The organism is Streptomyces durocortorensis (assembly GCF_031760065.1).
In the GTDB taxonomy this organism is placed as follows: Bacteria; Actinomycetota; Actinomycetes; order Streptomycetales; family Streptomycetaceae; genus Streptomyces.
Genome location: NZ_CP134500.1, coordinates 4,013,304 through 4,028,276 on the forward strand (window position 1 = coordinate 4,013,304; position 14,973 = coordinate 4,028,276).

The following is a 14,973-nucleotide window of genomic DNA, read 5'->3' on the forward strand; positions in this document are numbered from 1 at the left end:
CCGGGGAGCCACCGGCTGCCGTTCAGCCGTCCGTCGTCGCTACTTCCTGACCGGGCACACTCCGCCCGCCGCCATGTTGTACGTCGGCGCGGATTCCGTCGCCGCCCGGCGGGTGCCGAGCTGGTTGAGGATCTCGTCGGAGAGCAGGTCCTCCCTGCCCTTCAGGGCGTCCGCGACCTTCGTGTCCTTGGGGAACACCATCTCCGCCGCCACGTTGTCCTGCACGATCCGGGCGAGGTTGTCCAGGGCGGTGAACACCGGGTCGGCCGGGTTCTCCAGGCCGGGCAGGTCGATGAGGTGGGTGGCGACCTTCGCCGGGTTCATGCAGTCCTTGATGATGATCGTGTTCTGGTTCAGCACGCTCGTCGTCCACTGCGAGATCACCACGCAGTAGAGGTTGGCCCAGCCCGCCTCTCCGACCTTCGCGCGCCAGGCCTTCATCTGGTCCTGCACGCCCTTGATCTGGGCCTGCGCCGCGTGCTCCATGTTGGTGCGGATGTCGGGGTAGACGCCGCCGGAGAAGTCCTCGAAGGACTTCATGTCGAACGACCGCGTCGTCACCGAGGTGTCGATGAACCGGAGGGCGGCGTCCAGGATGTTGCCGCACGAGGTCGCCAGCGCGGCGGGGAGTCCGGCGCCGGGGAGGTTCTGGCGAGCAGTGGTGAGGGTGGCGGCGTAGGCCTGGAGCGGGGGAATCCACGCGGTCGACGAGTCGTCGTCGAACGCCACCAGCAGCAGATCGTGCGGGTCGATCCGGTCGGCGTTCGGGAGGTTGGGGATGTGGTCCGCCAGGTACGAGGCGATCACCGAGAAGATGCCGAGCGGTACGTGGGCGATGGACTTCGCCAGTTCGAACGTCTCCGACACGGGGTTGGCGCTCTCCTGGCCGTTCTCCGTCACGAGCGTGAACCGGCCGCCCTTGGCGTCGTTCTGTACGACGACCACGGGGGAGAGGTGCTTGATCAGTTCGGCCTTGAGCACCGCGTAGTTGGTGCGCATTCCGGCGTTGACGGCGAGGAGGGACTCCTTCGCCTGCTGCGGCGAGACCTGTACCGCGCTCGCCGGGCCGGCGGCGGCCGCCGCTGCCTGCGGGGTCGCCGCGTAGCCCAGGAGGGCCGCGGTGCCGATTCCGGAAGCGCCGGTCATGAAGCCTCTGCGGGTAGCCATCTTCGTAATCTCCGTTGGGGATAGTCGTGCGATCTCTGGCGGAATGGGGGGAAAGTGCTCATAGGGTTCACTTCCGATGGGGGGAGTGGGGGGGAGTGGGGGAGTGGGGGAGTAGGGGGGTGGGGGGGAAATACGGGAGCGGGGCGTCTGGGGGTGGGGCACAGGGGTTTGCTGTACGGGCGTGGCGCAGGGCGCGCCCGAGCGTGCGCGCCCTGCGGTCACCCGCCCTGAAGAGCTACTTCAGCGACTTCTGCGCCGGGACCACCACTCCGTACAGGTCCTGGATCGTGGCGAGCGCCGACTGGTGCAGCTGCTCGGCCGGGATGCCGTTCGGGTTGCCCTTCAGCGGCAGCGGGCGGGTCGCCGAGGCGTCGGCCACCACTGTCGGGTTGTTGCCGTTGATGAATGCGCCCTGCGTGGTGAACAGGGTGCACATGTTGGTCATGAACCCGGCGATGATGACGTTCTTACGTCCGGCCTTCTTCACCTCCTCGGCGAGGTTCGTGCCGTGGAAGGCGTTCGGGACGCTCTTCTCCACGACCGGCTCGCCCTTGACGGGCTTCACGGCGGGAATGATCCGGCCCGCCTCCGACGCGAGGTCGTAGCCCTTGTCGACGATGTGGATGACCGGTGTGCCCGCCGCGCGGGCGCGCTTCAGCAGGGCCGCGGTGTTGTCCACGGCGGGCTTCCAGCCGTCGAGCTCCATTACGCCCTCGGTGTAGGTGTTCTGGTAGTCGACGAGGATCAGCGTCGCGTCGGCCAGCGTCGCCGGGGTCTCGTCGAGCTTGTTGAGCTCCCGCAGTGTGGTCGTGTCCTCGGCGACGTTCTTCGCGGGTGCGCTCGACGAGGGTGACGCGCTCGAAGCGCCGTCCTTGCCGGTCGCGGCCTCGGAACTCCCGCCGCACGCTGTGGCGGTGGCCGCGAGGACGGCGGCGACGCCGATCGCGGTGGCGGTACGGAGCAGCTTCATCGGGCGATCTCCTTCTGGGATGCGACGACGACCCCGTACAGGTCGCCGATGGTGGCCAGGGCGCTGTAGTGCACCTGGCAGGCGTCGAGGTCGGCCCCCGCGACCGGCAGGGACCGGGTCGCGCAGGCGTCGGCGACGACCGTGGGGCGGTTGCCGCGCAGGAACGCGCCCTGGGCGGTGAAGGCCACGCACATGTGGGTCATCCAGCCCGCGATGATCACGTCCCGGCCCTCCGGGACGTGATCTCCGAGGTCGGTGCCGTGGAACGCGTTCGGGGTCTGCTTGACGACGACGGCCTCCCCGGCGGCCGGGGCGACGGTCGGGTGGATCCGCCCGATCTCGGCCCGGATGTCGTATGGGGTCCCCTCGCCGCCGTCGTTGATGACGTGGACGACCTTCGTCCCGGCCCGGCGGGCCCGCGCCAGCAGCTCCGCGGCGGCGTCCAACGAGGCCTGCCAGCCGTCGAGTTCCATCACGCCACGGGTGTAGGTGTTCTGGTAGTCGACCAGGATCAGCGTCGCGTCGGCGAGCGTGGCCGGGGTGTCGTCGAAGCCGTTGAGTTCGCGCAGCGTGGTTCTGGACATGGGTGTACCGCCTTGAGGTCATGCGTGCGTCGGGGAGGCGCTCGCCCCGTCCCGGGCGGCGAGCTGTCCTCAACGCTATGGACCCCTGTGCATGTCTGCAATGACAGCTAGCATGCAGATACCGACATCCGGTCCGAGGGTGTCTGTGCAGGTCGAAGCGAGGTGGAGGCGGACCGTGATCGGTACCAGGCGGCTGGTCGTCATCGTGCTCTTCAAGGATGTCGACCTGCTCGACGTCACCGGGCCGCCGGAGGTGTTCTCGCTCGCCCGGCGCGAGACCGATGACGCGGCCGGGTACGAAGTCGTCCTGGCCGCCGAGTCGTTGGACCCCGTCACCACCGGGGCCGGGGTCCGCATCCTGCCCGATCTCACCTTCCGACAGGCGGCGGAGCGGAACATCGACACCCTCATCGTGCCCGGCTCGGTGGAGGTGGACGGCGAGCGCCGCGTACACGCCATCGTCGACCCCGAGCTGGTCGGCTGGGTGAAGGTGCTCGCCGGGCGGACCCGGCGGGTCACGTCCGTATGCGTCGGGGCGCACCTCCTGGCCGCCGCCGGTCTCCTCGACGGCAAGCGTGCCACCACCCACTGGTCGACCGCGCAGCAACTCGCCGCCGATCACCCGGAGATCGAGGTCGACGCGGACCCGATCTTCATCCGCGAGGGCGATGTGTGGACCGGGGCCGGGATCAGCGCCTGCCTCGATCTCTCCCTCGCCCTGATCGCGGACGACCTCGGCGAGGCGGTCGCACTGCGGGTGGCCCGGCAGCTGGTGATGTATCTGAAGCGGCAGAGCGGGCAGAGCCAGTTCAGCGTGCCGCTGGAGCAGATCTCCACGACGCGCCGCATCGAGGACCTCCGCCACCACATCATGCGCAACATCGACCTCCCGCTGACCGTCGTGGACCTGGCCGCCCACGCTCATGTCAGTGACCGCCACCTCACCCGGATCTTCAAGGCCGAGCTGGGCATGACCCCGCACGCCTACATCGAGTCCGTACGGGTCGAGAAGGCCCGGAACGACCTGGAGTCCTCCGACGCCACCCTCGAACGCATCGCGTCCGCCTGCGGGTTCGGCACGACGGACACTCTGGTACGTGCGTTCCGGCGGCGGCTGAACACGACGCCGACGGAGTACCGGAGCAGGTTCCGGTCCTCGTACGCGGTCTGAGCCCAGGGTGCCGACGGCCCCGTGGACGACGGCCGGTTCATGCGTCGCGGGGGAGGGCCGCCGCCCAGCTCTCCGGCGGACGGCGGCAGCGCACCCCAGGGGCCGGAGGCTCCAGTCCGCCCCGCGTTCCCGTGCGCGCAGTGTGCAGTGGGTGAGGAGGCCGGGGCCGGCGGCGCCGCGGAGGGCAACGGGCAGTATGCCGAGGGGACTTGGCGCGGGCATCGCGGGTGAGGGTGCCCGGATCCGGTTTCGGGTGATGGGCGAGGTCGAGTTCGCCGCGAAGTCTGTCCGTGGCGCGGACGCTTCGCAGCGACCGGTGCCACCTGGGGGTGACACCGGTCGCGGGTACGTGCACATGTCCAGGTCGCCGGGCTCGAAGCCGGGACTGCAGGACCTACGGCGGTCAGGCGACCCCGGCGTTCCCCTTACGTCCGGGGCCCGAACCGTACGCGTCGTCTCCGTAGCCGTAGCCGTAGCCCGTGTCCTTACAGGGCTTGTCGTCGCGGTTGTTGGCGAGCCGCGCGATCACGAGTTCCTGGTCGGCGCTGACCACGTACGGTCCCGCGACCGGGTCGCCGGGCAGGACGTAGCCATCCGGTACGCCGGTCTCGCGCAGGTAGTACGTGCCGTGGTCCAGGTCGCCGAAGGAGCACAGGCCCGCGCCGTTCGTGGTGCAGGTGGTCCCGACACGGGTATCGGGGTCGCTGCCGCCTGTCTGGAGGTCTTCGCGCCCGTTGGTCTCCTCCCACAGCTCGAACGTCGCGCCCGGCAGCGGCCGACCGCTGTCGGCATCGGTCTTGAGCAGCTTGACGGTGCCGGTGCCCGGCGGAATTGGTGTACGGGTGTTGGCGGCGGTGACCGAGACACCGGCGCTCGCGTTCTCCTCGGTCAGCACGAGGGGTCCGAAGACGGCGGGGTCGGGCAGGTCGTATCCGTCCGGGGCCTCCGTTTCCTGCCAGTAGTACGTCCCTGTCTCCACCGTCCGGGAACACGTACCTTCCGCGTCGGTGGTGCAGGATGCCCCGACCGTCGTGTCAGGGTCGGCGCCGCCGGTCTGCAGGCCGGGAGTCCCGTTGGTCTCCTCCCAGAGCTGGAACGTCGCGCCGGGCAGTGCCGCGTCGGTCTCGGAGTCCGTCTTCAGCACCTCCACCGCACCGGTGACGGGCTGCGGGGTCGTGCAGTCGGGCAGGTCGCCGTTGAAGGGGTAGGCGTGGAACTCCTGGCCGCCGCCGCCCGTGGCGGCGCTGGTGTGGGTGAGCGATCCGGTGGTGAAGAAGCGTCCGTTGATGCCCGGCAGGGTGACCGTGGTGGCCGAGCTCTGCTCCCCGACGAGGAAGCTGCCCTGGAACTGGCCGGTTCCGTTGAGGTTCACCGTGGTGGCGTCGGGGATGTTCCACAAAAGGCGCTCGCGGTAGGCGTTGAGCGGATCGGTGGCGTCGTCGATCCCGCCGCTGTAGGTGTTGAGCGTACGGTTCGCGCCCACGATGTTGACGAGAATCGTCGCGTCGTCGGGAATGCCGGCGAAGACGATGCCCTGCTGGGCGCCCGAGGGCCCCGTCAGGTCGAAGTCGACGTTGAAGACTTGGAGCGCGGAGGTCCCGTCACCGGTGAACACCGTCTGGGTGCCCTGGTTGACGGCCGTCCCCGTGGGCGTCCTCGGGGAGCCGTCGACGCGCGCGTAGCAGCGGCTCGCGGTGGTGAGCTCGTCCCTGAGGGCGGTATAGGGGGCGACGGCCGCGTCGTCCTGGGTGAGGGTGGCCTCGACCGTGCCGGTCAGCGAGCCGGCGTACCGTACGACGCCGGCGTCGGCCAGCACCCGCTGGCCGGTCGCCACGGTGATATCGCCACCGGTGGTCAGCCAGTCCGCTCCGACGGGCGGCGCGACACGCGATCCGACGCCCGCCTCTCCGACGTTGTAGGCCTGACTCGCCTGGGCGTCCTTGTTCATGTCGAAGTCGTCCAGGACGACGACGCGCCCCTCGGCCTCCGCCGCGGAACCGCGGACGAGGAAGTCGTCACCCACGAACATGTTGATCGCGTTGTCCCGGCCCGCGATGGGGCCGTTGTTGATGCCCGGGAACGGGTCGGGGCAGTCTCCGGGAACACAGGGCCCGAGCCCGCCGGGCAGGGGCGCGGCCGATGCCGGAACGGCACCGGGGCCGAGCACGAGGAGGGGGGCGGCCGCCAGGGCCGTCACGCAGGCGAGTCCGGCGGAGCCGATACGCCTACGAGGACGCCCATGGCGCCGCGGGGAAAGATGTCTCATGGCGTGAGTCTCGGCTCGGGAAGCACGGAGCGCCCACCCCTGGCGCCCGGCGCTGATCCGGCCGAGGAACAGGGTCACCGCCACGTGTGAGAGAGCGCCGCCGGATGGCTCAGCCGTCGGGCCCTCCGCCGTCGCGGCGGTCTGCGACGTGTTCTCGCCGACGGGCCCGCGGCCCGCGCCGATGCCGCGCGCCCTGGGGACGGCCGAGGTGCCGAGCACGTCGAGTCGTACGCGTCGGCCGACCGCCGGGCGGTCGAAGCCGGGTGCGACGGCGTCGAACTCATGGCGCCGTCCACCCTCTTCCAGTCGTGACGTGTACCCGTCACAATCCAAAGGCCTTTCCCCCACGGCCCTTGGAGGCACCCCGTGTCCACCCCCGTGCCCGCACCCCTGAGTACCCGCAGAGGATTCCTGGCCGGTGCACTCGCGGTCTCCGCCACCGCGGTCCTCGGCGCCGCACCGGCCGTCGCCGCCTCGCGCGAGGCGTCCCGGACCGTACGCGGGACGCATGACTGGATGGCCACCCTGCCCGACGGCAGCGCACTCCAGCGGCTGACGATCCCGGGTACGCACGACTCGGGTGCCCGGTTCGGCGGGCCCTGGTCGGAGTGCCAGAACACCACGATCGCACAGCAGTTGGAGAGCGGCATCCGCTTCCTGGACGTACGCTGCCGTCTCATCGACGGCTCGTTCGCGATCCATCACGGGGCCGCGTTCCAGAACATGATGTTCGGTGACGTCCTCGTCGCCTGCTGGGACTTCCTCGCCGCACGGCCGAGCGAGACGGTGCTGATGAGGGTCAAGCAGGAGTACTCCTCCGAGAGCGACGCCGCGTTCCGGGCGGTCTTCGACGACTACCTGGACACGAGGGGCTGGCGGCCCCTGTTCCGCCTCGGCTCCGCGCTTCCCGACCTCGGCGGGGCCCGCGGCAAGGTGGTGCTGCTGGCGGACAACGGGGGCCTGCCCGGGGTGCGTTACGGCGATCCTGCCGTCTTCGACATCCAGGACGACTACATGGCCGAGCCGTTCGCCAAGTACCCGAAGATCGAAGCCCAGTTCCGCAGGGCGGCCCAGCAGCCGGGCAAGTTCTTCATGAACTACGTCTCCACCGCCGCCCTGATGCCGCCCCGCTGGAACGCGGACCGGCTCAACCCCCAGGTCCACTCCTTCCTGGAGCGCTCCGAGACCGCCGGGTGGACGGGGCTGGGCATCGTCCCGATGGACTACCCGAATCAGCGGTCCGGTCTGGTCGAGTCGCTGATCCGGCACAACCCGGCCGAGTGAGGGGCACGCGCCGCCGTTGAGGCGCCCGGCTCGGTCCGGGGCGGGGAGGCTCGGGCCTGCGGCGCCGGCGGTTGTGCGCTCGCGGGCGGCCTGCGCGACGGCAGGCCCGGCCGGACCGGCTATCCGGCCGCGGGCCGAGCGGCAGCCGATGCGTCGTTCGCCCGGCGGCGTCGGTAGTACGCGACGGTGAGGATCACCAGGAGCGGGCCCCAGGCGAGGAGCGGGGCGTACGTCGTCCACAGCGCCCAGGCGGCAGGACCACTGGTAGGGAGACCGGTGCCGTCGTCGTTCAGCGGCTCCATGAAGCCGAAGATCTGGTTCAGCGTGCCGTACGCGCAGAGCATCATGATCAGCGCCGCCCCGAGTGCGGCCGGAATGACCACCGCCGGTATCGGTATCCGTCTGCCGCGCAGCCCCGGCACCCAACGCGGGACGACTTCGCCCCACGGCCGCACCAGCCCGAGGGCGAGCAGCGCGAGCCCTTCGGATACCACGGACAGCCCGATCACGTAAGGGCGTTCCCACACCGCCCATTGGTAGTCCGAGTCGTATCCGGCCAGGCCCAGCACCAGCGCGACACGCCACAACCCGGACGGCAGGACACACAGGGGGATGGCATGGGCCATCCGGACCGCCCAGCGGGGAACGGGCTCGACGGGTTCGCCGGCGGCCGGCGCGCGGACTGACGTCTCGGCTGCCGGTGCTGCTGCTGTGGCCTTGGTCCGCGTGGTCACGTGTGCCCTCCTCGACGAGATCCGATGTCGTCGATCATCGTGTGAAGGGTGGCTGTTCAGCATCCGTCGCCGGGGCGACCGGTGCTCGCCCGTGCGGCGGGTGCCGGGCGACCACGGGATGACGCCGTCGGTGCCGACGCGAGCGGATCTCCTCCAGCGCCCGGTTCCGCCGCCGCCTCCGAGACGCCCGCCCGGTCCGCCGGAGCGGCCTCACATCTCCGGCGGTGGAGTCGGCGCCCCCGGCAGCCCGATCGTGGCGACCGTGCCGGGCCCGTCGTCGGGGGCCGGGCGCAGCGTGATCTCGCCGCCCGCCTGATGCACCGTACGGGCGACGATCGACAGGCCCAGGCCCGAGCCGGGGAGCTGGCGGGCGGAGGGGGAGCGCCAGAAGCGTTCGAAGACGTGGGGGAGTTCCTCGGCGGGGATGCCGGGGCCGCGGTCCCGGACGGTCAGTTCGCCCCGGTGCAGCCGTACGTCGATCGTGCCGCGCGGCGGGCTGAACTTCACCGCGTTGTCCAGGACGTTGACGATCGCCCGCTCCAGGGCGGCCGGTTCGGCCCGTACGTACCAGGGGGCCAGGTCCTCCGTGACCGTCAGCTCGGGGCCCCGCAGCCGGGCGCGGCGCAGGGCGGTGCGGGTGACCTCGTGCAGGGCCACCACCTGGAGCGGGCCCGGTTCGGCGGCGTCCGGGCGGGCCAGTTCCTGGAGGTCGCCGATCAGTGCCGCCAGCTCCGTCATCTGGGCCTTCACCGAGGCCATCAACGCCTTCCGGTCCTCCGGCGGGATCATCCGGCCCGTCTCGTCGCTGCGCGCCAGCAGTTCCACGTTCGTCCGCAGCGAGGTCAGCGGGGTGCGCAGTTCGTGGCCCGCGTCCGCGATCAGCTGGGCCTGGCGGTCGCGGGAGGAGGCGAGCTGGGCGGCCATGGAGTTGAAGGAGTTCGAGAGGCGGGCGATCTCGTCCTCCCCGTCGACCGGGATACGTACGGTCAGGTCCTCCGTGCGCGCCACGTGTTCGACGGCCTCCGTCAGTTCGTCCACGGGGCGCAGGCCCGCCCTGGCCACCCACAGGCCTGCCGCGCCGGCGCCGACGACGCCGATGCCGCCGACGAGGGCCAGCACCCAGGCGAGCGTGGACAGCGGTGCGTCGATCTCGCTGAGCGGGCGGGCCACGGAGACCGCGAGCTGGTTGTTGGCCTGGCCGGAGCTGACCACCGGGGGCAGCTTGCGGGTGTAGACCCGCATGTCCTGTCCGGCGTCGTTCTCCGTCGTGTGCAGGGCGTCGCTCCGCTCCCCCGCCGCCACGGCCACGTCACTCGGCTGGGCGGGTACGGGGGTGGTGTTCGGAGCCGTGCAGTAGCTCCCGTTCGCCGCGACGATCTGCACGGTGTACTGGCCGGGGAACTCCTGGGCGGGCAACTGCCCGCCGCTCAGGCACGAGCTCAGCAGATCGCGCATCGGCGCGTTGTCCATCTTCGCGTCGCGCAGCGAGTCGTCGAGCTGGTCCTCCAGCTGGGCGCGGGTCACGAACCAGCACGCCACGGCCACCGCCGCCACCGCCACCGCCACCGCCGTGGCGACCAGGATCGCGAGCCGGGAGCGCAGCGGCAGTGCCCGGAAGCGGCGTACGAACCGGTTCACGGCGGGCCCGGCCTGGTCCGCGGGGGGTCGCGCCGTGCTCACGCCTCGCCGCTCCCGCCCGTGCGCAGCGCGTAGCCCACCCCGCGCACGGTGTGGACGAGGCGCGGTTCGCCGCCCGCCTCCGTCTTGCGGCGCAGGTACATCACGTACACGTCCAGGGAGTTGGAGCTCGGCTCGAAGTCGAAGCCCCAGACCGCCTTGAGGATCTGCTCCCGGGTCAGCACCTGGCGCGGGTGGGACAGGAACATCTCCAGCAGCGTGAACTCGGTGCGCGTCAGCTCGACCCGGCGATCACCCCGGGTGACCTCGCGGGTGGACAGGTCCATCCGCAGGTCGGCGAAGGAGAGAACGTCGTCGTCCGGGGTGTCCGCGCCCGCCGCCGTCGACGCGTAGGAGCTGCGGCGCAGCAGGGCCCGGATGCGGGCGAGCAGCTCGTCCAGCTCGAACGGCTTGACCAGGTAGTCGTCCGCCCCCGCGTCGAGGCCGGTGACCCGGTCCCCGACGGTGTCGCGGGCGGTGAGCATGAGGATGGGCGTGGTGGAGCCGGTGGCCCGGATGCGGCGGGCTGCGGTGAGGCCGTCCATCCGGGGCATCTGGATGTCCAGGACGATGAGGTCGGGGGCGTACGCCTCGGCCGTCGCCAGGGCGTCGTACCCGTCGACCGCGACCTGGGTGCCGTATCCCTCGAAGGCGAGGCTGCGTTGCAGGGCCTCGCGTACGGCCGGTTCGTCGTCGACGATCAGGATGCGCTGGGGATCGTCTTCGGCGGGGCTCATCGCTGCGTGTCCTCTTCTCGTGTCCGGCCGACGGGGCGCCCTCAGCCTTGCACGGCCGGGGTGCTGTACGGGATCAGGAGGCGTCGCCCGCGCGCAGGGTGTCCAGGTCCGCCTTCAGCGTGTTCACCGGGATCGCGAAGCCGAGGCCCACGCTGCCCGCCGCTGAACCACTGCCCGCCGCCGACGAACTGGGCGCGTACATCGCGGAGTTGATGCCGATGATCTCCCCGTCCATGTTGATCAGCGCCCCGCCGGAGTTGCCGGGGTTGAGCGAGGCGTCGGTCTGGAGCGCCTTGTACGTGGTCGTCTGCTCGCCCGTGTCGCCGTTGAACTGCTGGCCGCCGAACTCGAACGGCCACGGGTCGTTCCCGCCGCGCTGACCCTGGCTCTGGCCCTGGCGTGAGCCCTGCCCGGAGTCGTCCTTCGCCACCGTGACGTCCCGGTCCAGCGCGGAGATGATCCCGCTGGTGACCGTGCCGGTCAGGCCCTCCGGCGAGCCGATCGCGACGACCTGGTCACCGACCTCGACCTGCGAGGAGTCCCCGAGCGTGGCCGTCTTCAGCCCGCTCGCGCCCCGGAGCTTGATCAGCGCCAGGTCCTTGTCGGGGTCGGTGCCCACGACATCGGCGGTGTAGGTCTTCCCGGTGGAGAGGGTGACCTGGATCTGCTGCGCACCCGAGATCACGTGGTTGTTGGTGACGACCTCGCCGTCCGCGGTGATCACCACCCCGGACCCGGTGGACCTGCCCGCCGACGAGGACGCGCCGATCTCCACGATGGTGGGGGAGACCGCCTCCGCGACGCCCGCGACGGTGCCCTTGCTGCTCTGCGAGACCGTGGTGCCGTTGACCGCCCCGCCGGAGCCGGTGGCACGTGCCCCGCCGTCGGTGAGCTGCCCGACCAGCGTCGCGGTGCCGCCGCCGATCACGGCGGCGGCGAGCGCCACCGCCGTCAGCAGGGCCACCGGTCGCTTCGCCCGGCGCCTGCCGGCGGGCGCGTACGGGGGCGGCGGCGGGTAGCCGCCCGCGGTGCCGTACGCCGTGCCGTCGTACGAGTACGAGGTGGGGTCCTGGTCCGTCGTGTACGCGCCGCTCGGGCGGGGGTTCTCCGTCATGTGCACCAGGCTGGCGAGCGAACATGAGAAGGGTCTGAGTACGTCCTGAGAAGCCCGGCAGAACCGCGTATGCCCGATGTAAAGGCCTTCAGGGGCCGTACGAGGAGAGGACACGGCGGCGGATGAGGCGGATGAGGCTGACCAGGCGGATCAGGCGGAGGGCGGGGGTTCCCCGCAGCCGCACGAGCGCCGGACCACCAGCGCCGAGGGGAACTGCTTCAGCCGCTCCCGCCGCGAACCGGAGACCCGCAACGCGTCGTCCAGCACCAGGTCCACCGCCGCCCGCGCCATCGCCGGGCGGTCGGAGTGGACCGTGGTCAGTGGCGGATCGGTGAGACCGGCTTCCTTCACGTCGTCGAAGCCCGCCACCGCCAGCTCCCGGGGCACGTCGATGCGCAGCTCCCGGGCGGCCCGCAGCACGCCGAAGGCCTGGTCGTCCGTGGCGCAGAAGATCGCCGGGGGCCGGTCCGGGCCCGACAGCAGGCCGAGGGCCACCTGATAGGCGTCGTAACGGTTGTACGGGGCCTGGAAGAGCCGGCCCTCCGTGGAGCGGCCCGACTCGTGCATCGCCCGGCGCCAGCCCTCGACGTGGTCGGCCACCGGGTCGCCGACCACCGGGGTCGACTCCATACCGCCGAGGCAGGCCACGTACGCGTTGCCGTGCTCCAGCAGGTGGCGGGTGGCGAGCTGCGCGCCGCCCACGTCGTCCGTGACGACCGCGACGTCGTCGATCGCCTCGGGCCGCTCGTGCAGCAGGACGACCCGGGCGTCCCACGCCTCGATCTCGGCCGCCGCCCGCTCGCTGGGGCCCTGGCTGACCAGGATCAGCCCGGAGACGCGCATCCCGAGGAAGGCCCGCAGATAGTGGACCTCGCGCTCGTCGCGGTAGTCGGAGTTGCCGACGAGCACCATCTTCCCGCGTTCGGCGGCGGCCTGTTCGACCGCGTGCGCCATCTCCGCGAAGAACGGCTGCCGGGCGTCCGGCACGATCATGCCTATGAGGTCCGTGCGCCGCGAGGCCATGGCCTGGGCGACCCGGTCGGGCCGGTAGCCCAGCTCCTTGATCGCGGCGAGTACCCGCTCGCGCGTGGCCGGGGCGACCGGCCGGGGTCCGTTGTTGATGACGTAGCTGACGACCGCGGTCGACGTCCCCGCCAGTCTCGCCACATCGTCCCGCGTCACCTTGGCCACGCGCGGCAGTCTACGCGGATGGACCTACCGCTTGGCAGCCTCTACCGGGGCTTCTTCCGTCACCCCGGCCGCCGTCGACTGCTCCGAACGGGCGATGGCTTCGCCGGACGGCTGCTCGGCCGCCGCCCGGTCCTTCGGCTCCTCGGCGGCCCGCTCGATCTTCTCCGGCGCGACGAAGCGGTAGCCGACGTTGCGCACGGTGCCGATCAGCGACTCGTGCTCGGGGCCGAGCTTGGCGCGCAGCCGTCGGACGTGGACGTCGACCGTCCGCGTACCGCCGAAGTAGTCGTAGCCCCAGACCTCCTGGAGGAGCTGGGCGCGGGTGAACACCCGGCCCGGATGCTGGGCGAGGTATTTCAGCAGTTCGAATTCCTTGAACGTCAGGTCGAGGACCCGGCCCTTGAGCTTCGCGCTGTACGTCGCCTCGTCGACGGAGAGATCACCGTTGCGGATCTCCATCGGGGAGTCGTCGGAGGTGATCTGCTGCCGGCCGGTCGCCAGCCGCAGCCGCGCCTCGACCTCGGCCGGACCCGCCGTGTCCAGCAGGACGTCGTCGATGCCCCAGTCGGCGGTGACGGCCGCGAGGCCGCCCTCGGTGACGACGAGGATCAGCGGACAGCCGGGCCCGGTGGACCGCAGCAGCTGGCAGAGCGAGCGGACCTGCGGCAGGTCGCGGCGCCCGTCGATCAGGATCACGTCGGCACCCGGGGTGTCCACCAGGGCCGGGCCCTCGGCGGGGGCCACCCGCACGCTGTGGAGCAGGAGGCCGAGGGCGGGGAGCACCTCCGTCGACGGCTGGAGTGCGTTCGTCAGAAGCAGCAGTGAACTCATCGCCGCCCACCTGCCCGGTTCGGTCGATCGTGTTGCACGGTTCGCTCGCCCATTACGTCGGTCCTCCTCGTTCCCTGCGAGAGGGGCACTCCCGGGTCGGACCCGGGGGAGTATGCGGCACTGCTTCGTACGTCATACAGGTTTTACGGTGCGGTCCCGCGCCCTGGGACCGCTGAGCTTGTCGAAACGTCTCCGTAACAACGCCCGGAAAGCACAAAAGGACCCGGGGGCTGCATTGCCCGGATCCTCTTCGCAGCAGAATAGCCCACATGAGTTCAGTGTCCGAGGGTCGATTCCTGAGTTCTTCTGTTCCCTTGCTCACGCGGGTCCCACGATTCGCCACATTGCTGACCGATGACGGCGTACCGGTCGAGGCGGTGTACGAACCGTGTACGGCGGGTTCCGGGGCGCCGGTGGACGCGGCCGCCGAGAGCCTCGCGATCGTGGTGGCACACGGCTTCACCGGCTCGGCCGACCGTCCGGCCGTCCGCCGGGCCGCGCGGGCGTTCGCCCAGCGTGCGGCCGTGATCACGTTCTCGTTCCGGGGGCACGGACGGTCCGGCGGGCGCTCCACGGTGGGCGACCGCGAGGTGCTGGACCTGGCCGCCGCGGTGGCCTGGGCGCGCGAGCTGGGGCACGCGCGGGTGGTTACGGTCGGGTTCTCGATGGGCGGCTCGGTGGTGCTGCGGCACGGCGCTCTGTATACGGATGTGGATGCGGATACGGACACAGGTACGAGGACGGGTACGGCGGATTCCGGGGTGCCGGATGCCTCCGTTCGCGTAGCGGCGCGCGAGAGGCATAGGGGGCGCACGGGGGCGCATTCGGACGCCGTGGTCTCCGTCAGTGCTCCCGCCCGTTGGTACTACCGGGGTACGGCTCCGATGCGCCGCCTGCACTGGGTGGTCACCCGCCCCTCGGGCCGGCTCGTCGGCCGCTACGGACTCCGCACCCGCATCGCCACCGAGGAGTGGAACCCCGTCCCGCTCTCCCCGGTGCAGTCCGTTCCGCTCATCGCCCCGGCCCCGCTGCTCCTCGTGCACGGCGACCGGGACCCGTACTTCCCGCTGGACCACCCGAGGATGCTGGCGGACGCGGCGGGGGCGGGCGGTGCGGAACTGTGGCTGGAGCGGGGGATGGGGCACGCGGAGAACGCGGCGGACGACGCCCTCCTCACCCGCATCGCCGACTGGGCGGTCGCGGCGTGCCCCATCATGGACAACTGACGCACAGGACGCACACCACGT

Annotated in this window: 13 protein-coding genes and 1 pseudogene; 4 read left to right on the forward strand and 10 right to left on the reverse strand. The window is 71.2% G+C overall.

The window, feature by feature from the left end; genetic code table 11:
- Nucleotides 1-39: 39 nt before the first annotated feature.
- From RI138_RS17700 to RI138_RS17710, 3 genes are all read right to left on the reverse strand, one after another.
- Nucleotides 40-1,167, reverse strand: a complete 1,128-nt coding sequence (locus RI138_RS17700; protein WP_311120717.1) for a hypothetical protein — start codon at nt 1,165-1,167, stop codon at nt 40-42.
- 235 nt (nt 1,168-1,402) lie between these two features.
- The gene (locus tag RI138_RS17705; protein WP_311120718.1) at nt 1,403-2,137 is read right to left on the reverse strand and encodes an isochorismatase family protein; all 735 of its coding nucleotides are present in this window, start codon (nt 2,135-2,137) and stop codon (nt 1,403-1,405) included.
- Nucleotides 2,134-2,721, reverse strand: a complete 588-nt coding sequence (locus tag RI138_RS17710; protein ID WP_311120719.1) for an isochorismatase family protein — start codon at nt 2,719-2,721, stop codon at nt 2,134-2,136. The genes RI138_RS17705 and RI138_RS17710 overlap by 4 nt, the downstream gene beginning before the upstream one ends.
- 178 nt (nt 2,722-2,899) lie before the next feature.
- On the opposite strand from RI138_RS17710, the gene RI138_RS17715 reads away from it, so the two are divergent.
- Nucleotides 2,900-3,892 carry a GlxA family transcriptional regulator gene (locus tag RI138_RS17715; protein ID WP_311122918.1) on the forward strand — a complete coding sequence of 331 codons (993 nt, stop codon included), beginning with the start codon at nt 2,900-2,902 and terminating at the stop codon, nt 3,890-3,892.
- 403 nt (nt 3,893-4,295) lie between these two features.
- Here RI138_RS17715 and RI138_RS17720 read toward each other — a convergent pair whose 3' ends face one another.
- Entirely contained in the window at nt 4,296-6,158 is a 1,863-nt protein-coding gene (locus RI138_RS17720; protein WP_311120720.1) for a choice-of-anchor A family protein, read from the reverse strand.
- A 115-nt stretch (nt 6,159-6,273) separates the two neighbouring features.
- Between RI138_RS17720 and RI138_RS17725 the strand changes: the two are divergent.
- Together RI138_RS17725 and RI138_RS17730 are read left to right on the forward strand one after the other, a co-directional pair.
- A pseudogene (locus RI138_RS17725) lies at nt 6,274-6,440 on the forward strand (alkene reductase); the annotation flags it as partial.
- A gap of 84 nt (nt 6,441-6,524) precedes the next feature.
- A complete protein-coding gene (locus RI138_RS17730) occupies nt 6,525-7,442 on the forward strand; it encodes a phosphatidylinositol-specific phospholipase C (RefSeq protein WP_311120721.1) in 918 nt (305 codons plus the stop codon).
- Between the two features lie 119 nt (nt 7,443-7,561).
- Here the strand turns inward: RI138_RS17730 and RI138_RS17735 are convergent, their stop codons facing one another.
- The 6 genes from RI138_RS17735 to RI138_RS17760 form a co-directional block, all read right to left on the reverse strand.
- Nucleotides 7,562-8,176 (reverse strand): hypothetical protein, encoded by a 615-nt coding sequence (locus tag RI138_RS17735; RefSeq protein WP_311120722.1) that lies wholly within the window; start codon nt 8,174-8,176, stop codon nt 7,562-7,564.
- A 210-nt stretch (nt 8,177-8,386) separates the two neighbouring features.
- Nucleotides 8,387-9,856: a HAMP domain-containing sensor histidine kinase gene (locus tag RI138_RS17740; protein WP_311120723.1), complete on the reverse strand. Its 1,470-nt coding sequence runs from the start codon at nt 9,854-9,856 to the stop codon at nt 8,387-8,389.
- Nucleotides 9,853-10,590 (reverse strand): response regulator transcription factor, encoded by a 738-nt coding sequence (locus RI138_RS17745; protein ID WP_311120724.1) that lies wholly within the window; start codon nt 10,588-10,590, stop codon nt 9,853-9,855. Before RI138_RS17745 ends, RI138_RS17740 begins: the two co-directional genes overlap by 4 nt.
- A gap of 73 nt (nt 10,591-10,663) precedes the next feature.
- A complete protein-coding gene (locus tag RI138_RS17750; protein ID WP_311120725.1) occupies nt 10,664-11,704 on the reverse strand; it encodes a S1C family serine protease in 1,041 nt (346 codons plus the stop codon).
- Nucleotides 11,705-11,854: 150 nt separating this feature from the next.
- On the reverse strand, nt 11,855-12,895 hold the full coding sequence (locus RI138_RS17755) for a LacI family DNA-binding transcriptional regulator (protein WP_311120726.1): 1,041 nt from the start codon (nt 12,893-12,895) through the stop codon (nt 11,855-11,857).
- A 24-nt stretch (nt 12,896-12,919) separates the two neighbouring features.
- The gene (locus tag RI138_RS17760; protein WP_311120727.1) at nt 12,920-13,726 is read right to left on the reverse strand and encodes a winged helix-turn-helix transcriptional regulator; all 807 of its coding nucleotides are present in this window, start codon (nt 13,724-13,726) and stop codon (nt 12,920-12,922) included.
- Nucleotides 13,727-13,995: 269 nt separating this feature from the next.
- Here RI138_RS17760 and RI138_RS17765 point away from each other — a divergent pair, with 269 nt between their 5' ends.
- The gene (locus tag RI138_RS17765; RefSeq protein ID WP_398863200.1) at nt 13,996-14,952 is read left to right on the forward strand and encodes an alpha/beta fold hydrolase; all 957 of its coding nucleotides are present in this window, start codon (nt 13,996-13,998) and stop codon (nt 14,950-14,952) included.
- Nucleotides 14,953-14,973: the final 21 nt, after the last annotated feature.

What these genes read in the sequence shown, in the direction of transcription:
- RI138_RS17745 (WP_311120724.1), bottom strand. Translation starts at nt 10,590, where the DNA reads ATGAGCCCCGCCGAAGACGATCCCCAGCGCATCCTGATCGTCGACGAC.
- RI138_RS17710 (WP_311120719.1), bottom strand. Translation starts at nt 2,721, where the DNA reads ATGTCCAGAACCACGCTGCGCGAACTCAACGGCTTCGACGACACCCCG.
- RI138_RS17750 (WP_311120725.1), bottom strand. Translation starts at nt 11,704, where the DNA reads ATGACGGAGAACCCCCGCCCGAGCGGCGCGTACACGACGGACCAGGAC.
- RI138_RS17700 (WP_311120717.1), bottom strand. Translation starts at nt 1,167, where the DNA reads ATGGCTACCCGCAGAGGCTTCATGACCGGCGCTTCCGGAATCGGCACC.
- RI138_RS17705 (WP_311120718.1), bottom strand. Translation starts at nt 2,137, where the DNA reads ATGAAGCTGCTCCGTACCGCCACCGCGATCGGCGTCGCCGCCGTCCTC.
- RI138_RS17720 (WP_311120720.1), bottom strand. Translation starts at nt 6,158, where the DNA reads ATGAGACATCTTTCCCCGCGGCGCCATGGGCGTCCTCGTAGGCGTATC.
- RI138_RS17765 (WP_398863200.1), top strand. Translation starts at nt 13,996, where the DNA reads ATGAGTTCAGTGTCCGAGGGTCGATTCCTGAGTTCTTCTGTTCCCTTG.
- RI138_RS17760 (WP_311120727.1), bottom strand. Translation starts at nt 13,726, where the DNA reads ATGAGTTCACTGCTGCTTCTGACGAACGCACTCCAGCCGTCGACGGAG.